18 protein-coding genes are annotated in these 17,011 nt (G+C 58.0%); 3 read left to right on the forward strand and 15 right to left on the reverse strand.

All coding sequences use genetic code 11. The features are described from left to right. Positions 1–49 precede the first annotated feature (49 nt). Positions 50–589 carry a DUF177 domain-containing protein gene (locus tag G7Y43_RS08005; protein ID WP_165045836.1) on the reverse strand — a complete coding sequence of 180 codons (540 nt, stop codon included), beginning with the start codon at positions 587–589 and terminating at the stop codon, positions 50–52. Then, positions 589–1,059 (reverse strand): ATP synthase F0 subunit B, encoded by a 471-nt coding sequence (locus tag G7Y43_RS08010; protein ID WP_165045838.1) that lies wholly within the window; start codon positions 1,057–1,059, stop codon positions 589–591. The genes G7Y43_RS08005 and G7Y43_RS08010 overlap by 1 nt, the downstream gene beginning before the upstream one ends. A 247-nt stretch (positions 1,060–1,306) precedes the next feature. On the opposite strand from G7Y43_RS08010, the gene G7Y43_RS08015 reads away from it, so the two are divergent. Then, a complete protein-coding gene (locus G7Y43_RS08015; protein WP_165045840.1) occupies positions 1,307–1,909 on the forward strand; it encodes a hypothetical protein in 603 nt (200 codons plus the stop codon). Then, entirely contained in the window at positions 1,893–2,759 is an 867-nt protein-coding gene (locus G7Y43_RS08020) for a nucleotidyl transferase AbiEii/AbiGii toxin family protein (protein WP_165045842.1), read from the forward strand. Before G7Y43_RS08015 ends, G7Y43_RS08020 begins: the two co-directional genes overlap by 17 nt. A gap of 249 nt (positions 2,760–3,008) precedes the next feature. Here G7Y43_RS08020 and coaD read toward each other — a convergent pair whose 3' ends face one another. The 5 genes from coaD to G7Y43_RS08045 all read right to left on the reverse strand — a co-directional run bounded on the left by coaD (position 3,009) and on the right by G7Y43_RS08045 (position 8,398). Then, entirely contained in the window at positions 3,009–3,494 is a 486-nt protein-coding gene (gene coaD, locus G7Y43_RS08025; protein ID WP_165045844.1) for a pantetheine-phosphate adenylyltransferase, read from the reverse strand. Next, the gene (locus G7Y43_RS08030) at positions 3,491–4,081 is read right to left on the reverse strand and encodes an RsmD family RNA methyltransferase (protein ID WP_165045846.1); all 591 of its coding nucleotides are present in this window, start codon (positions 4,079–4,081) and stop codon (positions 3,491–3,493) included. Before G7Y43_RS08030 ends, coaD begins: the two co-directional genes overlap by 4 nt. 3 nt (positions 4,082–4,084) lie before the next feature. Next, positions 4,085–6,301, reverse strand: coding sequence for an ATP-dependent DNA helicase RecG (locus G7Y43_RS08035; RefSeq protein WP_241158207.1), 2,217 nt, complete (start codon positions 6,299–6,301; stop codon positions 4,085–4,087). Between the two features lie 27 nt (positions 6,302–6,328). Further along, positions 6,329–7,966: a DAK2 domain-containing protein gene (locus G7Y43_RS08040; protein WP_165045848.1), complete on the reverse strand. Its 1,638-nt coding sequence runs from the start codon at positions 7,964–7,966 to the stop codon at positions 6,329–6,331. 84 nt (positions 7,967–8,050) lie between these two features. Beyond that, positions 8,051–8,398 (reverse strand): Asp23/Gls24 family envelope stress response protein, encoded by a 348-nt coding sequence (locus tag G7Y43_RS08045; protein WP_165045850.1) that lies wholly within the window; start codon positions 8,396–8,398, stop codon positions 8,051–8,053. 228 nt (positions 8,399–8,626) lie between these two features. On the opposite strand from G7Y43_RS08045, the gene rpmB reads away from it, so the two are divergent. Continuing rightward, positions 8,627–8,818, forward strand: coding sequence for a 50S ribosomal protein L28 (gene rpmB, locus G7Y43_RS08050; protein WP_165045852.1), 192 nt, complete (start codon positions 8,627–8,629; stop codon positions 8,816–8,818). Between the two features lie 198 nt (positions 8,819–9,016). On the opposite strand, the gene G7Y43_RS08055 is transcribed toward rpmB, so the two are convergent. The 8 genes from G7Y43_RS08055 to der form a co-directional block, all read right to left on the reverse strand. After that, the gene (locus tag G7Y43_RS08055; protein WP_165045854.1) at positions 9,017–9,733 is read right to left on the reverse strand and encodes a zinc ribbon domain-containing protein; all 717 of its coding nucleotides are present in this window, start codon (positions 9,731–9,733) and stop codon (positions 9,017–9,019) included. Between the two features lie 67 nt (positions 9,734–9,800). After that, positions 9,801–10,787 (reverse strand): Nif3-like dinuclear metal center hexameric protein, encoded by a 987-nt coding sequence (locus tag G7Y43_RS08060; RefSeq protein ID WP_241158208.1) that lies wholly within the window; start codon positions 10,785–10,787, stop codon positions 9,801–9,803. 56 nt (positions 10,788–10,843) lie between these two features. Beyond that, positions 10,844–11,656: a histidinol-phosphatase HisJ family protein gene (locus G7Y43_RS08065; protein ID WP_165045856.1), complete on the reverse strand. Its 813-nt coding sequence runs from the start codon at positions 11,654–11,656 to the stop codon at positions 10,844–10,846. Positions 11,657–11,722: 66 nt separating this feature from the next. After that, positions 11,723–12,937, reverse strand: a complete 1,215-nt coding sequence (locus G7Y43_RS08070; protein ID WP_370514669.1) for a cysteine desulfurase family protein — start codon at positions 12,935–12,937, stop codon at positions 11,723–11,725. A gap of 136 nt (positions 12,938–13,073) precedes the next feature. Continuing rightward, positions 13,074–13,790 carry a ribulose-phosphate 3-epimerase gene (rpe, locus tag G7Y43_RS08075; protein WP_165045858.1) on the reverse strand — a complete coding sequence of 239 codons (717 nt, stop codon included), beginning with the start codon at positions 13,788–13,790 and terminating at the stop codon, positions 13,074–13,076. A gap of 94 nt (positions 13,791–13,884) precedes the next feature. After that, a complete protein-coding gene (locus G7Y43_RS08080; protein WP_165045860.1) occupies positions 13,885–14,886 on the reverse strand; it encodes an NAD(P)H-dependent glycerol-3-phosphate dehydrogenase in 1,002 nt (333 codons plus the stop codon). 67 nt (positions 14,887–14,953) lie between these two features. Then, the gene (gene plsY, locus G7Y43_RS08085) at positions 14,954–15,664 is read right to left on the reverse strand and encodes a glycerol-3-phosphate 1-O-acyltransferase PlsY (protein ID WP_165045862.1); all 711 of its coding nucleotides are present in this window, start codon (positions 15,662–15,664) and stop codon (positions 14,954–14,956) included. Between the two features lie 3 nt (positions 15,665–15,667). After that, complete coding sequence (der, locus tag G7Y43_RS08090; protein WP_165045864.1) at positions 15,668–16,987, reverse strand: ribosome biogenesis GTPase Der; 1,320 nt, start codon at positions 16,985–16,987, stop codon at positions 15,668–15,670. Between the last annotated feature and the right edge of the window lie 24 nt (positions 16,988–17,011).

Consider the following 17,011-nt stretch of genomic DNA (forward strand, 5'->3'; position numbering starts at 1 on the left):
CACCAATACGCACGTTAACACAAGTCGCCTTGTGTACGGGCTGAGAGGCTTACTCGAACGTTAACCCCTTCAGTGCGGCGAAAGGATGCAAGGGATCCATGTCGTCGGCATCACATTCGCAGGGGCCCTCGTTGAGGTTCGCCCCGCACGTGCTGCACAGGCCCGCGCAGTCTTCAGAGCACAGGGGCAAAAGCGGCATATCCATCAGCAGCGCCGCTTCGATAAGCGGTACGGCGTCAATCTTGCCGTCTTCCGGCAGGTGATCGAACTCATCGTCATCCATGTCGGCGGGAGCTTCACCATCGCCAATGACGAAGTAGCCTTCAATTTCGCCATCAAGCTCGATTACCACCGGATCAAGACAGCGTGCGCAGCTGGTGGTGGCAACACCTCGCACCGAACCGGTTGCCAGCAGGGCATCACCGGTGTTCGTTAGGTCGATACTCCACGCCACTGGTTTGTCAAAGCGGTAGGAATCCGGACCCGCTTCGATGACGTCAACAGGCCACTCTCCCTCAAAATGAGAGCTCTCCGCAAGGGCGAAGAGCTCAGAGGGAACCTGTATAACAACGTTTCCCCACGCGGCCATTAGCGCCCCACAAGGGAGTTCGCGTTCAAGCGGTCGCGACAACGGCGAACGTTGTTGAGCAACGTATCGAGACTCTGCTCCACGTGCCCAAACACCTCATCGGCGTAATCTTCAGCGCCAGCACGTGTCTGACGCTCGAGTTCGCGGGCATCGGCCAGCACCTGGTCGGCCTGTTGCTGCGAGATGCGCACGATCTCCTGCTCGCTGGCGATGGTCATCGCCTGGCTCTGAGCATCTTCAATGAGACGGTTCGCTTCGGCCTCGGCGTCATCAAGCAAGCTCTGACGCTCGCGGACAATTTGGCGCGACTGCGCGAATTCGCTGGGGAACGTGTCGCGGATTTCATCCATGATCTCGAATGCGGCAGCAATATCGACTTGGCGCAAGTTGTTCTTGCCGAACACCGGCTTCGAGTCCTCGAGCAGAATGGAGAGCTCTTCAAGCAGCCCCAACACTCCTGTTTCGTCCATCGTCTTCCTTCCGTCCGGTATGCAGTGCGCATCTTCCAAGTCATGGCAAAGCCGCAAAGCGCGCATATTCAATCCGACATGATAACACGATCTCCGAAAAGCAGGCAAAATTTATGTTCAGCTCGTGAATTCCTCGCAAACTGGCCGCAATCTTAACGTAGTCTTGCAGACTTGCCCAGCTGATCAACAGAAGACAATAGCGATTTTCTCCAGAAAGTTGCGTATAATGCAACTTAGAGGTGAAAATATGCTAAAAACAACGAAGATGCTCCAAGAAGAACTCTCCTCTTACGGAGCGCCGAAGAACAAAATAGCCCGCATGGTACGGGATGGCGAACTCACGCGCATCGTGAAGGGGCTTTACGAAACTGATGCCTCAACACCACCTGAATACCTAGCAGCAAGCATTTACGGTCCGTCTTACGTTTCTTTCGAATACGCACTTACCCGCCACAGCATGATTCCCGAGGCCGCCCGCGTTGTGACAAGTGCCACGTTCGAAAAAGGCAAGGCCAAGTGCTACAACACGCCATTTGGTACCTTCACCTTCCGCGATGTACCCTCGAGCGCTTTTCCGTGGGGAATTGACACAGTCGTGGAGGGCAGATATGCCTATCGCATTGCGACCCCCGAAAAAGCCTTGTGTGATACGCTTTGGTTGTGCCCCCCTGTTGCCAACTACCGTGAGCTCGAAACACTCCTCTTCGACGACCTTCGTCTCGAGCCCTCGATGGTTCATAGCTTGGACACCCAGGGCATAGCTTATCTCGCCAAACAATACCGCAGCACGACCATTTGCAAGCTAGCTAAGTACTTGAAAAGGAAGACCCGTCATGAACTCCACCCTTGAATCGATGTTGCAAGCCTACAACACACGCTCTCTGATGGAGCAGAAGCATGCAGCTAAAGAGATCGTACAAGAACTTGTGCTTTGCGGCTTGTCGAGAGCCGGATTCTTTGATCATGCAGCCTTCTACGGAGGCACGGCGCTACGCATCTTCTACGGCCTCGACCGCTTTTCCGAAGACATGGACTTCTCTCTCATGACCCCAAACGAGGAATTTGATCTCACGGATTTCTTCCCCGTACTCGAAACGGAGCTACGCTCCTATGGCCTGAATATGAAGATAGAAAAGCGCGAAAAGACGGTATGTTCCGACATACAGTCGGCATTTCTCAAGGGAAACACGCGTGAACATCTGCTTCTACTCTTCCCCCAGGAGAGTTTTTCAACAGGGGTACCACGAGATGAAAAGATAAAGATCAAGTTCGAAGTTGACGTAAACCCACCAGCACTCGCGACCTTTGAGCGGCGCTATCAATTACTGCCTGCGCCCTATGAGGTGAACTTATACGATAGACCCTCTCTATTCGCCGGCAAAATTCACGCGGTCCTATGTCGTGGTTGGAAGAACCGCGTCAAAGGCCGCGATCTCTATGACTACTTGTTCTATCTCGCTCGCAACACAAAAGTGAACCTACCGCACCTCCAGGAACGCCTTGTGCAGACAGGTCATTGGGATTCTCGAAAAACGCTTACCGTAGAACGCCTGCGTCAACTGCTGGCTGCCCGCTTCGACATCATCGACTACAAGGCAGCCGCTCACGATGTCGAGCCGTTCTTGTCCGACAGGTCTTCTCTGACTCTTTGGTCTTCAGAGCTATTCAATCAGGTAAGCGAGCAGCTTGAGGCGGTTTAGACAGCTGCAGCACCACGAGTGATATGACCAGTTCTTCCTGAACAACACGTAGCGTGCGGCCCTTTGCCAACAATGCCAGAACCTCTGTTGCGCGTGGATACAGCAGCGTCAGACGAACCTAAGGTGTGAAAGCTAAGCGAAAGTTTCCTCGCAAAACTCACCTCGGTTCACTCAGCTCACGTCGAAGGATTATCGATGCGTAGGTTATCGGGCTTTGTAAGATAGATGCTCGCTTCGCCGAAGCACCCCTTAGTGCATATCGGCGAAGCGAGCGATGAGCGCTTCGTGTACGCAGGTGGGTACGAACTGAGCAAATTCTCCGTGTAGGCTGGCGATCTCACGCACGATGGATGACGAAAGGTACATGTACTCCGGCGGCGACATGATGAACATCGTTTCTAGTGAACTATCCATCTGATAGTTGAGTGCCGCCATCTGAAACTCATATTCGAAGTCGGTAACAGCGCGCAAACCCTTCACCACCACATCAACCTCAAGCTCGCGGGCCACATCGGCGAGCATGCCCTCAAAGGGTACAACTCGCACGTTGGGAAGGTGTGCGGTCGAGCAGCGCACAAGCTCGGCGCGCTCGGCAAGCGTAAACAGCGGCCCTTTCCGCTTGGAAGCTGCCACACCTACCACCACTTCGTCCATCAGCTGCGCTGCGCGCGTTATGACATCCAGATGCCCGTTGGTTATCGGGTCAAACGTTCCGGGAACTAAAGCTCGCTTCATTCTTGTGTCTCTCCATCAAACCGTATCATGTCAACCATGGTAGCACCATACTTCTTGCGCTGCGCGCGTTGCATCCCCAACACAGCAAGCGCTTCGTCGACAGCAGCAGCACTCGCCGCTGCATGCTCGTATACCACAAGCGCCCCAGCAGTTGCAACGCCGCGCTCACGCAAGCCCGACACCATCTGCAAAACCTCACGAGGCTCAAACACATAGGGCGGATCGAGCAAGATCAGGGAAAACGGCGGGTGCGCGTACTTGGGAGGGTTCTTCATCACATCACCCCGCACGATGCGCACCCGGCGGGCGTCAAGCCCCAGCTTCTCGGCGTTAGCCGTTACAACTCGCACTGCCTCGAGCGAGTTGTCGTAGAAGTACGCCGTCTGCGCGCCGCGAGACACCGCCTCGAGCCCCAGCGCACCCGAGCCAGCAAACGCGTCGAGCACGACCTCACCCTCAAAGCCGCCCAGTGTACTGTTGACTGAGCTCATCATCGATTCCCGCACACGATCAATGGTTGGGCGCGTGCCCTCACCTTTGGGTGCGCGCAGCGGGAACCCCCTGAACTCACCTGCAATGATGCGCATCAATCAACCTCCTTGCACCGTTACACCGCCCGAAAACGCCATACGTGCCTCGCGAGCGAGCACCCGGTTCTCGGGCAACTCCAGCGTCGGATCCGCCTCCAGAATAGCCGCAGCGTCAGCATGGGCCGCTTCAATAACCTTGCCGTCACGAACGACATTCACCAACTTCAGTCCCGATGCGCCGTGCTGACGATTGCCTAGAATGTCACCTTCTCGACGCAGCGACAAGTCGAAAGCCGCCAGCTCGAACCCGTCATCGGTGCGCTCCATGGCCGAAAGCCGCTGCAACGCCGCTTCGCTTTTCGATGCCGAAATCAAGTGCACCTGAGCAGGCAAGCTCCCGCGACCCACGCGTCCCCGCAGCTGATGCAGTTGTGCTAGACCGAAACGATCGGCATCTTCAACAATCATCACCGTGGCGTTGGGTATATCCACACCCACTTCGATAACCGTGGTTGCCACAAGCACCTGAATGCGACCTTGGGAAAAGCCTTCCATAACCTGCTGTTTCTCGGCTGCTGGCATGCGCCCGTGCAACAGCGCCACCTCGTAGTCGACAAACACCGTCGAACTTAAGTACGACGCCTCTTGTACGGCAGCCGACACGTTGTCGCCGTCGAAGTCGGCGTCATCTTCGATGCTGATAGAGGCGTACTCGTAGGCTTCCTCGTCGATGGTGCGAGCGGGTGCGCGAGACGCCTTCTCATCACGTGTAGACGCATCTTGCCCGATGAGTGGACACACCACAAACACCTGCTCACCGCGGGACAGTGCCTCGCGCGCGGCGTCGTAAGCGCGCCCTCGGTCTGCTTTTTTATGCACGCTCGTAGTGCGCACCGCTGAAGTGTGCGGACGATTTCTGATGTAGGAAAGCGTTAAGTTGCCGTACAACGCCAGCGCCAGTGAACGCGGAATGGGTGTTGCCGTTAAGTACAGCGCGTCGGGAAGCTCACCTTTTTCCAGCAGCGTCCGTCGTTGGTCGACGCCGAAGCGCTGCTGCTCATCGATGACCACCAGGCTGAGCGACTTCGGCACAACGTCTTCTTCGAGCAGCGCGTGCGTGCCCACCAGCACGTCGACGGTACCAGCCGCGAAACGCTGCAGCACGGCAGCACGCTCGGCTGCTGACGTCGAACCACACAAGAGCTCCCACGTGACACCCGCCGCATCAAACAGTGGCGCCAAACTTGCGGCATGCTGACGGGCAAGCACTTCGGTGGGTGCCATGAGCATGGCTTGTGTTCCCGTGTCGGCAACGGCGGCTAAAGCGAAGGCAGCCACTACGGTTTTACCCGTACCCACATCACCTAACAGCATATGACTTGCCGCACGAGGAGCGGCCATGCGCGAGAGAATGTCGTCTTTCGCTTGGCGCTGCTCATCGGTAAGCTGAAACGGCAACGCATCGGCAAGACGCGCCACGTGCGCCCCGTCAACAACATGCGATGTGGCCGTACGTCCCTGTTCACGCTCGCGCTCCTGCGACATGAGCATAATCTCCAGCAACAGCAGCTCTTCGTAGACGAGCCGCCGACGCGCTTGAGCGACCTCGTCCATCGTATGAGGGAAGTGGATCGACCGCAGCGCTGCTTGTCTGCCCATGAGCCGATAGCGCACCCGAAGATCGAGCGGCAGCGGATCGTACGCACCTGCCGTCGCGGCGAGCGCGTTGCCAACAAGGCGCCGCATCCACGCCGCAGACACCTTCTCACATGCAGGATGCACGGGAATGATCTTGCCTTGAGCCTGATCGGAACCAGCAAGCACTTCAAGGTATGGGTTCGTCATTCGCTTGAAGCCATAGCCAAATTCGAGCTCGCCTGCTATGGCGATGCGATCACCCGCTGACACCTGATCCATGAGCCATGGTTGGCGAAATGCCGTAACTATAAGCGTACCCGTACCGTCGACAACAGTGATCTCAACAAGTTGCAGACGCGGCTTCGGACGCTTCAGCTTGATAGCATGCACCTGGCCCTCGATAGTGCACTGCTGTCCAACAACCGCTGAAGCGATGGTTTCTTTCGAAGACAGATCAACATAGCGCCGAGGGAAATGCGTAACCAAGTGGCGAATCGTGTATATACCCAGTTTTTCTAGCGCGTGAGCGCGGGTGGGACTCACCAGCCGAACACGCGTTACTGGTTCATCGAGTGTGATTGTGGCCGCCAAGCGATCGGGCGGGATTGCAGCCCCGCCCGCATCAAACGATCTGTTCACCGAGCCCGGCAACCCCGCTGCACGCGTTTACTCGACCGAGAAGATGATCGGATACAACGGCTGCTCGCCGCGGTGGGAATCGATCTCGATATCGTCGTAAACGCCCTCAATGCGCTCAATCAGCGCGTCAAGTGCGTCATCGGAATAATCGGCACCAGCCAGCAGCGTTAGCGTGTCGGCGTCATCGGCCTCCATCGAACTCAGCAAATCCATCACAACGTCCTCGATAGATGCACCCACAGCTTCAATAGAACCGTCAGCGATACCGATAACGTCGCCGTTTTTGATGGGGTTGTCGTGAGCGTCCTTCGAGTCCTTGATGGCGGTAGTCACCTCGCCAGTTCTCACCTCGGCGTAAGACTGCGTCATAGCAGCAACGTTTTCCTCAAGCGTCGCAGTTTCATCGAAGCCGAACAGCGCGGCGAACGACTGCGGGACACTCTTCGTAGGAACCACCGCGCAGGGAACCTTGGACAGGCCGCACGCGCTCTGAGCAGCCATAACAATATTGGAATTGTTCGGCATGATAATGACAGCGTCGGCGTTTACCTTCGACACCGCATCAAGCAGATCCTTCGTTGACGGATTCATAGTCTGCCCGCCCGACACCACAACGTCCACACCTAAGCTCTTCAGAATGCGCGCGTTGCCCTCGCCGGCGGCAACCGCCACAAACCCAAAGGGTTTCGAAGGCTCGTCGGCCTGCTCGGCGGCAAGCTTGTCCGCACGCTCGGCACTTTGCAGCTGCATGTTATGAATGAACACCTCGGAAATCTGACCGCGCTCTAAGAAGTACGCGAGCACCTTGTCCGGCGTGTTGGAATGAACGTGCACCTTGAACTTGGGGTTGTCGCCCACACACAGCTCACAATCGCCCATGGTTGCCAAAAACTCAAGCGCTTCGTCTTTATCGAGCGTGTCGGAATCAACCAAAAACTCGTTGCAATAGCGATACGCACTACCCTCCCAGTCGTTGATCTGCTCGATCTCGACCTTGGGAGCCACGCCAGCACGCGCAAGCGCCAGCTCGTCAGAAAGTGGACCTTCCTTGCCGGTAATCGCCGCAACAAAGCCATCGATAAGGATAGCCAAACCAAAACCGCCGGCATCAACCACGCCGTTCTCCTTCAACACGGGAAGAAGATCGGGCGTGCGCTGCACCGACGCGTACGCTTCAGCGACCAGATAGTCGAGCGCTTCAGGTGTGGACATCTTCTTCTTGCGAGCGCGCTTAGCTGCTGCAGCTGCATCGCGCAGCACCGTAAGGATAGTGCCCTCAACGGGCTTGCGAACCGCCTGGAACGCCACCTCAACCGCCTGAGAAAACGCCTCGTCAACGGTTTCGGTACTCAGCTCAGTTGCGTTGGCGGCTCCTTCGCACAACCCGCGCAAAATCTGCGAGGTGATAACGCCGGAATTACCACGCGCACCCATGAGCGCGCCGGTGGTAATAGCGCGGCGAACTTCAGCATTACTCGCGCCAATGGGCAGCTTCGACAGGTTGGCTACAACACTTTCCAACGTGAGCGACATGTTAGTACCCGTATCGCCGTCGGGCACGGGAAACACGTTCAGCCGGTTTATTTCGTCCTTGCGTTCGGAAAGCACCTTGCTTGCGGCCGCGATGGAGTTAAGAACCTCGTTCGCAGTATAGATGTCTGGCATGTCGGTCGATTCTCCTTGGTATTGGGTCGCATCCAAGCGCGCCGCCCATGCAGGGCAGCGCGCTTGGATGCACTCGAAAAACGTTTACTTACGCACCTTGACGCCCTGTACGTGAACGTCGATGCCGTCGATAGGAACGCGAGCGTACTCGTTCAACGCGAACGAAACCTGCTCGACAAGATTCTGAGAAACTGTCGCGATGTTCGTGCCATATTCGATGATTACGTACAGATCAACGTGCACACCTGCGTCGGTGGAAGCCACCGTCACGCCACGGCGCAAACGGGAAGCAGGCAAAAGCTTCGCGATACCGTCAGCTGCGGACGGAGCGGACATACCCACCACGCCGTAGCATTCCAGTGCGGCGTTGCCCACCATGTCAGCAAGAACGTCATTGGCGATATGGAGATCGCCGGCAATTGTTTGAGTCATTGCAATCCTTTCGCGATGCAGGCGCACGAAGGCGCGCAACGGAAAACTTGCGGAAAGTATACCGCACCGCCGTAGTATCCGCTTCGTTTCGCATATTTCTACGCGAAGAGAAGGTATCCTCCACGAAAAAATCTTGCACTTCGTTTGCCAGACGTGCTATAGTGCAAAGGCTTTGTGTCACTAACGGCTTGCGTAGCCGTGCGTATGAACGTAGATGGAGTGAGAACGATGTCGAAGGTTTGTGAAGTTTGCGGCAAGGCCCCCGCTGCTGGGCGCAGCATCAGCCACTCGCACCGCGTGTCCAACCGCGTGTTCCGTCCGAACGTGCAGAAGGTCACGATCAGGGACGAAAAGGGTCACGTTCGCAAGGCCAACGTGTGCACCAGCTGCATGAAGGCCGGCAAGGTGGAGCGCGCGTAAATCGCAACACGCCTGGCCCGCTGCCATGAGGCAGCGCCTTATCTTTAAGGTTGCAAAGCGCCCAAGCATTTGACGTCACCACATTGGATGATTTCAAATACTTGGGCGCTTCTTGCTGCCCTGATCCTTCCCCAGAAGTACCGAAAAACCTGTCATCAACAAAGCCCGGTCGCTTGCTACTGACACCAATAGCGAAAGCTATAAGACAAGCAATCGTTTGCAATGCGGGCATGCCGCCACATTACCCTCAGCCTTCATGGCAACCAAGCGGCCTGCATCGATGGAGTTGCGGCACACACCACACGAGCTGCCATTCAGGCGACCAACCGCAACGCCTCCCGACCGCGCAGCAACCTTCTCGTATTCGCACACTAGTTCAGCAGGAAGCTGAGTGACGATAGCAGCACGCTCGGCCCGAGCTTTCGCGCATTTCTCCTTCAGTGCGCTCCCTTTTTTCACGAACTCAGCTGTTGCAGCCTCTTCCTTCGCGACAACATCCTGCATCATCTCGCGCGCTTGTGTTATCACGGCGTCTATCTTCTCAAGTTCGGCATACGCCTGCGTGAGCTTCTCATCAAGCGTAGCTCGGCGCTTCGCCGCGCCGTTGAGCTCCTTCGTACGCGCGCCGACACTGCGGAAATCCCCTTTCACGGCATCGATTTCCTGTTGCAGGCGCTGTTGCTTCTGCGCAAGCTTGGCGTCTTCTTCGCCGATACGCGATATCTCATCCTCGGATGCGCTCGCAAGTTCCGCGAGCTTGTCTAGTTTCGCGTTAAGCACCTGTTTTTTCTTCCGGCAGTCGGCAATGATCGCCCGCTGGGGAAGCTCGTCGAGCTGCTTTTGGGCGGCAAGCCCGCCAAGATCAACCTGCTGAAGAATCAGCAGCTTCGCCAAATCGTCAGTGGCTACGCGCATGGAGGCATTCCTTTCGACGCGGTGGTTTGGTCAACTATACGACAAACGAAGGCGAATACAGGCGAGCTTACACGCGAACAGCTTCAGGGGTCGTCCAGTTGTGCGACTGGTCGATCATAATGATGTCACGTTCGGGAACGCCCGCGTTCGCCACCGCATCAGCGAGCACCGCCGTAAGCGGAAGTTCGCTCACATCGTGGCCGAGCTCAATGATACTCAAGCCCGCACCCGATAAGTCGAGCGCCTCGTGATATTTTATCTCACCGCAGATAAGGCAGTCAGCCCCTGCCGCCCGCGCCGCACGACCCACCGTGCCCGCCGAACCTGTTGTTGTTACCGCAGTGCGCACTGGGGAGGAAAGATCGCCCCACACGCGAGGTGGCCGGCCGAACACCGCAACGCAGCGCGAAGCCAAGCGGCCAAGCGTTTCGGGAGCGTCGTCTACCAAGGGAACGTCACACAGCTGGCCATAACCCCGCACTCGCGACGAACGCGACGGCTCGACAACGCGGCCTGAAAACGCCAAGCCGAGCATGCCGGGCAGCACGCGCACAGCACGCGGGCTTACGTCGAGCGCGGTATGGAAACACATAAGCGCAACCTGGTTTTGAATAGCCGCCCACACACCAGCACCAGGGCTTGCCGCCACCGAGCGCTCGGGAGCAAACGAGTCAGGTGCGGAAAGAAACGGCGGATGATGCGTGACGAGCACGTTCGCACCACTGACCGACGCTTCGCGAATGGCATCGACTGTTGGGTCAAGCGCCACCGCCACACGCGAGACAGGCAGCGCAGACTCACCCACCACAAGCCCTGTGCGGTCCCATTCCTCTGCGTCGGCAGCAGGAAACGCCCTCAGCAGCTCGGCCGCAAGCGTACCCACTGTATGCGCACGGACAGTTCGCGCCATAGCGTGTGCCGGCCGCTTTGTGAGAGCCGTAGGTTCTGTGGTGACATCCGCCCCCCGCGTGGCATCGTCGAGGTGCGATGCGTCATCGCGCGCATTCTCACTACTCTTCGGATTCTCTTCGTCTCGCTTGCCGTGCAACGTCATACTCACCAACCCCTTTCCCAAAACCGCAAACTACGCATGATGCGCCCACTTCGTATTTACTCGATGGTAATGGTTCGGCGGTCGCCTGTAGCCGTCGGAACGGTAACAACACGATAACCTGCCTCGTACATATAGGCATACGCGTGCTCGATATCGCGCGCAACATGCTCGGGTTTGTGCGCATCGGTTCCCACCGTGCACGGAACGCCCGCACGGCAAAACTCGCGCAGCAGTTCGGGTGCGGGAAACATCTGCGCGCAGGCGTAATACGACCCCGACGTGTTCACCTCAATCATCTTGCCCGCCGCCGCGCACGCTTCGGCCATCTGCTGATAGAGTGGCGTTAGATCAAAGGATGGGTAATAGGCGAATTTCTTGGCCAGATCGGGATGAGACATAGCGGTAAAAGGCACATCTGACGACACTGCGTCACACCACAGCTCAACATAGCGCCGCCAGATGCGCTCGGGCGCGCCTGGTTGCTCCCACGCATCGCGCTGAGCAGGATCATCGAACGCCCACCGATCAACGAAGTGAACCGACAGCAACACATGCACAAACGGATCGAAGTCGGCTGACACGAGGTTGCGATCGTCATCCGTTCCCAGCCAGTCAAGCTCGCAGCCGGTGATGATCTCAAGAGAAGGATGTGCCGCCCGTGCTTCTTCAACCGCTCGCAGGTAGTCAGGCATGCGCTCGGCCGGCACTGACAAGTAGCGGTCGGGATCGAAGGCCAACGTCAGCGGGAAATGCTCGGTGAATGCCAGTGCGCTCAAACCTGCTGCCTCGGCCGCAACGGCGTATTCTTCCACCTCACCTTCGCCGTGACCACAGTACTTGCTATGGCAATGCATGTTGATCAGTTCCATGCTCGCTTTCTCCTTCCCTTTGTTTCGATGATGTCATGTGTGAGTATGCCAAAGTGTGCCAAAGGGTCACCTGATTACACGTGGCAATGCCGCTATCAGGGTCTCTACGTCGCGCTCGGTGGTATAGCGCCCCAGCGAGATACGAAGCGCCCCCTGCGCGGCATCGGCGGAAACGCCGCAGCTGGTGAGCACGTGGCTAGGCGCAAGCGAATGCGACGAGCATGCCGAGCCGCCCGACACCCCAAACCCCAGCGCGTCGAGCCGCAAGATAAGTGTCTCGCTTTCCATGCCGCGAACCAACACATGCACAATATTTGGCAAGAAGCGCTCGCTTTGCGAGGGAACCTCAACAGTAGGCATAACGCCGTCCATGGCCGCAAGCTCCGCATACAGGCGGTCGCGCAGCGCGCACAGACGAGCAGATTCACTCACTTGCATGTTCACCGACGCTCGCAACGCCGCAGCGAACCCAACAATGCCAGCGACGTTTTGCGTGCCACTACGACGAGCCGATTCCTGCCCGCCGCCAAGCAGCTGCGCTTCAAAGGGTGTACGTGCCCTCAGGTACAGCGCACCTACACCCTTCGGACCGCCCACCTTGTGTGCCGAAAACGACGCAGCATCGGCACCGATGTCCTGCATGCTTAAGGGCAGCTTTCCTGCCGCCTGCACCGCATCGGTGTGAAAGAGAGCGCCGCCGTCGTGCGCTGCACGCGCAATGTCACACAGCGGCTGCACGCTGCCAAGCTCGCTGTTCGCAGCCTGCACTGACACGAGCACCGTCTGCGGGCCAACCGCATCACGCACGGCCTGCGCGCTCACGAACCCTTGCCGATCGGGGCGAACGTAGGTTACACGGAAGCCCTGCGCCTCAAGCCGCTTGGCAGGCTGCAGCACCGCGTCGTGTTCGATAGCGGTGGTCACGATGTGCGGGGTCTCGCCGCGCGCGAGGTCGATATGACGCGCGTGTGCGGCACCGTGCGCTATTCCCACAAGCGCGGCAACATCGGCCTCGGTTGCCCCCGACGTAAACACCACTTCGTCGGGACGGCGCGCGCCGATGTCGGCAGCTACGCTCTTGCGTGCACGTTCCATCGCCTCAAACGCCGCGCGCCCCGGCGAATGGAGTGAATTGGCATTGGCACCCACGATCAAGTTGGCTCGGCCGGGCACCTGGTAGGCTGCCATAGCACAGGCAGCCTCGTCACACAGCGGCGCAGTGGCCGCGTAGTCGAAATACGCGTAATCGTCGACGGTCAAATCGCTCATTGAACCGGTCATGCGAAATGTAAACCTCTTTCTTCCCAATCGTCGGGGGGGTGGCAGGCGCCACCTGCGCTCGCCACCCCCCGTTTTCCGCCCTCGTTTTCTGCTGCGCAGCAATGACCCGTAAACGAAGGCGATGCTCCCGTGAGCGCTACACTTCCAGCGCTGCCATGCGGGCCCTGTCGGCCACGCGACACACCTCCTGCAACGCCATTGCTGGGTCGTCGGCTGCAAACACCGCATTGCCACATACCAGCACGTCAGCACCAGAAGAGGCGACGAGCGGTGCCGTACGCACACCAATGCCACCATCAACCTGAATCAGCGGACGCACCCCCGCCTCGCACGCAAGCGCAACGACTTCAGCCACCTTAGCATCGGAGCCCTCAATGTAGCTTTGCCCCGAAAAACCAGGTTCGACACTCATGACGAGCACCATGTCGAGATCGGAAATAATCGGCGCGAGCACAGCCGGCGGCGTGCACGGCTTCAGCGCTACGGCCGCCTTGCACCCCGCAGCGTGAATGGTGTCTGTTGCCTCTTTTAGCTGCGGGCCGTAGAGTGCCTCGGCGTGCACGGTGACAATACACGAACCTGGATCAGCGGCGCCCTGCAACGCATCCAGAAACCAAGGCAATTCGCGTAGGGGGTTATCGATCATCAGATGAACATCGAGCGGAATGTGCGCCAGTTTTGCAAGTTGCTTGAGCACCGGCACGCCAATCGTGAGATTCGGCACGAAATGGCCGTCCATCACATCAACGTGCACAAAGCCCGCTCCAGCGTCTTCAATGAGCGCAATATCGCGGCCTAAGTTCATGAAGTCGGCAGATAAGATAGACGGTGCAATTCTCACCGGTTCGAACATAGCGTAAACCTTTCCTTGGGTTTCTTCAGGCAGTTTCTTGAGACGGTTTCCTAAGACAATTTCCTAAGACGGTTTCTTTAAGGCCCCAGCCAACCTACAGCCCGCAGAACTCGGTTGTCAAAGGACGCGCCATGAGCGCACGGGATATCTCGCGAGCGTCGGCTTTCTCCCAAATAACCTTGCGTACAACATCGGTGATGGGAAGCTCGACATCGTATCGCTTCGACAGCACCTCAAGCGTCTTACATGCCAGCGCCCCTTCGGCAACCATGTGTGTTTGCGCCGTGAAGTCGTCAAGTGTGCCTCCTTCGGCAAGCAGTTTGCCGAATCGACGGTTGCGCGAATGCTCCGATGTACACGTAGCAATAAGGTCGCCCGTGCCCGCCAGCCCCATGCAGGTAAGCGCCTGCCCGCCAGCTTTCACTACCAGTCGGCTCATTTCGGCCTGACCACGCGTCATGAGCATTGCGGCCGTATTGTCGCCAAAACCCAGGCCGTACGACACGCCCACGGCAATAGCGATAACATTCTTGAACGCAGCGCACAACTCAACGCCACACACGTCGTCGCTTACATAGGTGCGGAATGCATCGCGTGCGAACAGCTGCTGGAATAGCTGCGCAGTCTGCTCCGATTCGCTGGCAATAACCGTGCCCGACGGAATGCCACGCACCACCTCTTCGGCGTGGTTCGGACCAGACAGCACCGCCAAGCGAGCGGCGTTACCCATTTCCGATTCGAACACTTCAACAGGTAGCATGCCGCTGCCGTCCTCAACACCTTTCGAGCAGATGACAACCGGAAACTCGTCATCAATCACGTCGGAAAGTGCCCGGGCGACGCCGCGCATCAAGTTCGACGGCGTAACTACCACTACTGCCCGCGCACGCAGCAGTGCGTCGCGATACGACAGCGTGGCAACAATGTTGTCACTCAAGCACGCGTCGGTTAAATAGCGCGGGTTGCGATGCTCGGTGTTGATCGTATGCACAACTTCGGGCTTGCGCGCCCACAGTCCCACGTTGTTCCCATTCTGCGCCAGAAGCTGCGAGAGTGCCGTCCCCCACGATCCGGCTCCGATGACTGCGACTTTCATCTCTCACCTTCCCAACGGCCCGCCGCCTACGGCTTGCCTATCTGCCAACGTTGCTGTTGAACCCAGTTTACGCGGCGCTCCCGTTCGAGCTGCCTGTCGAAGTTCCCCCGTTCGGGCCTTGCGGCTTTTTCGCCCCCACCTTACGCTCGGTGCCGGCTCGCAGGCGGGCAATGTTTCCGCGATGCGCCCACACCACGGTAACAGCCGCAAGTGTTACCAACGCGATGGCAACCCACTGCCCCGACAAAAACCAGCACGCCAAAAACGGACAAATAACGGCGGCTGCCAGCGATCCCGCCGACACGTAGCGTGTGGCTAACACCAATACCGCGAACACCAAAAGCTCAATGATCGCACCCACAGGACCGAACACGAAGAACAAGCAGCCGATGGCCACCGCGATACCCTTGCCACCCTTAAACTTGAGCCACGGACTGAAGATGTGTCCCCACACGCAACCAAGCACGGCCGTGCCCAAGCACAGCGCACAGGCAACGTCGGCACCGGCGGCGCTGGCCGCCTGCACATGCGGTGCTGTAAACGTCGCAAGCGCACCCGAAAGCAGACCCTTACCGAAGTCGAGCACGAACACCGCACTGCCGCCAACTTTGCCCATCGAGCGCATGGCGTTAGTGGTTCCGATGTTTCCCGAACCTTCGTTGCGAAGGTCTTTATGGAAGAACAACCTCGACACCACAACGCCCCAGGGAATCGATCCCAACAAGAACGTCACCGCGAACAGCGCCACCAACAGCACCACAGCATCAAAGGAGAGCATGGACTAATCCTTCTTCTTGAACTTCATGATTATGGGTGTGCCGGTTAAGTCGAAGTGTTCACGCATGCGGTTTTCCAGATAGCGCCGGTAGTTGTCGTCCACGACGTCGGGGCGGTTCACGAAGAACGTGAACTGGGGTGGGCAGGTAGCTGTTTGCGTGATGTATTTCATACGCAGGATCGTCTTGCCTTTGCTGACAGTATGCCCCGTCTCGCGGATTTCTTGCAGCCATGCGTTGAGCTTGCTCGTGGGAATGGTCTGGCTGTAGCTTGCGTAGGCCACATCAATTGCCTCCCAAACGCGATCGACGCGCTTGCCGGTAAGCGCCACCGTAGAAACTACCGGCGCGTAACCCACGAACATGAGACGATCGTCAATGCGTTCGCGAACCTTCTCCTTCGCCTCGGGTCCCTTAACAAGATCCCACTTGTTCAACGCGATAACCATGGCGCAACCGCGCTCGGCGGCATAACCTGCAACGCGCTGGTCTTCGTTGGTAAGGCCCAGTGTGCCGTCGATGACCAGGATAGTCACGTCAGCGCGATCGATGGCACGCATGGCGCGCACGAAGCCGTAGTACTCCACGTCTTCGTCGATCTGACTCTTGCGGCGTAGTCCCGCCGTGTCAACAATGGTGTAGCGATGCCCGTCATGTTCAACAAGCGTGTCTATGGCGTCGCGCGTGGTGCCCGCAACGTCGCTTACGATGGAGCGATTGCCGCACGTCATACAGTTCGTCAGCGACGACTTCCCTGCATTCGGGCGTCCGATGATGGCCACATTTATGCCGGAGTCCTCTTCCTCGTGGGCGTCGTCAAGATCGAGCTTGCGCAGCTCGTCAACCACGGCGTCGAGCAAGTCACCGGTACCGTGCCCGTGGGTGGCAGAAACCGGCCACAGATCACCAAGCCCTAACTGGCAAAACTCCCACATGTCATCTTCGCGACCAGGCGTGTCCAGCTTGTTCACCACCACGAACACCGGCTTGTCGCTGCGGCGCAGAATGCGCGCGACCTCTTCGTCGTCGGCGTTGATGCCGGTGCGGCCGTCAACGACAAACAAAATGACGTCGGATTCATGCGTCGCATTGAACGCTTGGTTGCGAATGGACCCCTGAAATGCGTCGTCATCTCCCATTTCGATGCCACCGGTGTCCACCAGCTTGAAATGCACACCGTTCCAGTCGGCTTCGTGGTACGACCTATCACGCGTGACGCCGCGCATCTCGTGAACGATGGCCTCGTCGGCCTGGGCTATGCGGTTCACGAGCGTCGACTTACCAACATTCGGGCGGCCAACCACTGCTACAAGGGGCAATGCCATGGTTCGATCCTTTTCGATATCGGA

Origin of the sequence: Adlercreutzia sp. ZJ138, assembly GCF_011038935.1 — a bacterium.
Classification (GTDB): Bacteria; Actinomycetota; Coriobacteriia; order Coriobacteriales; family Eggerthellaceae; genus ZJ141.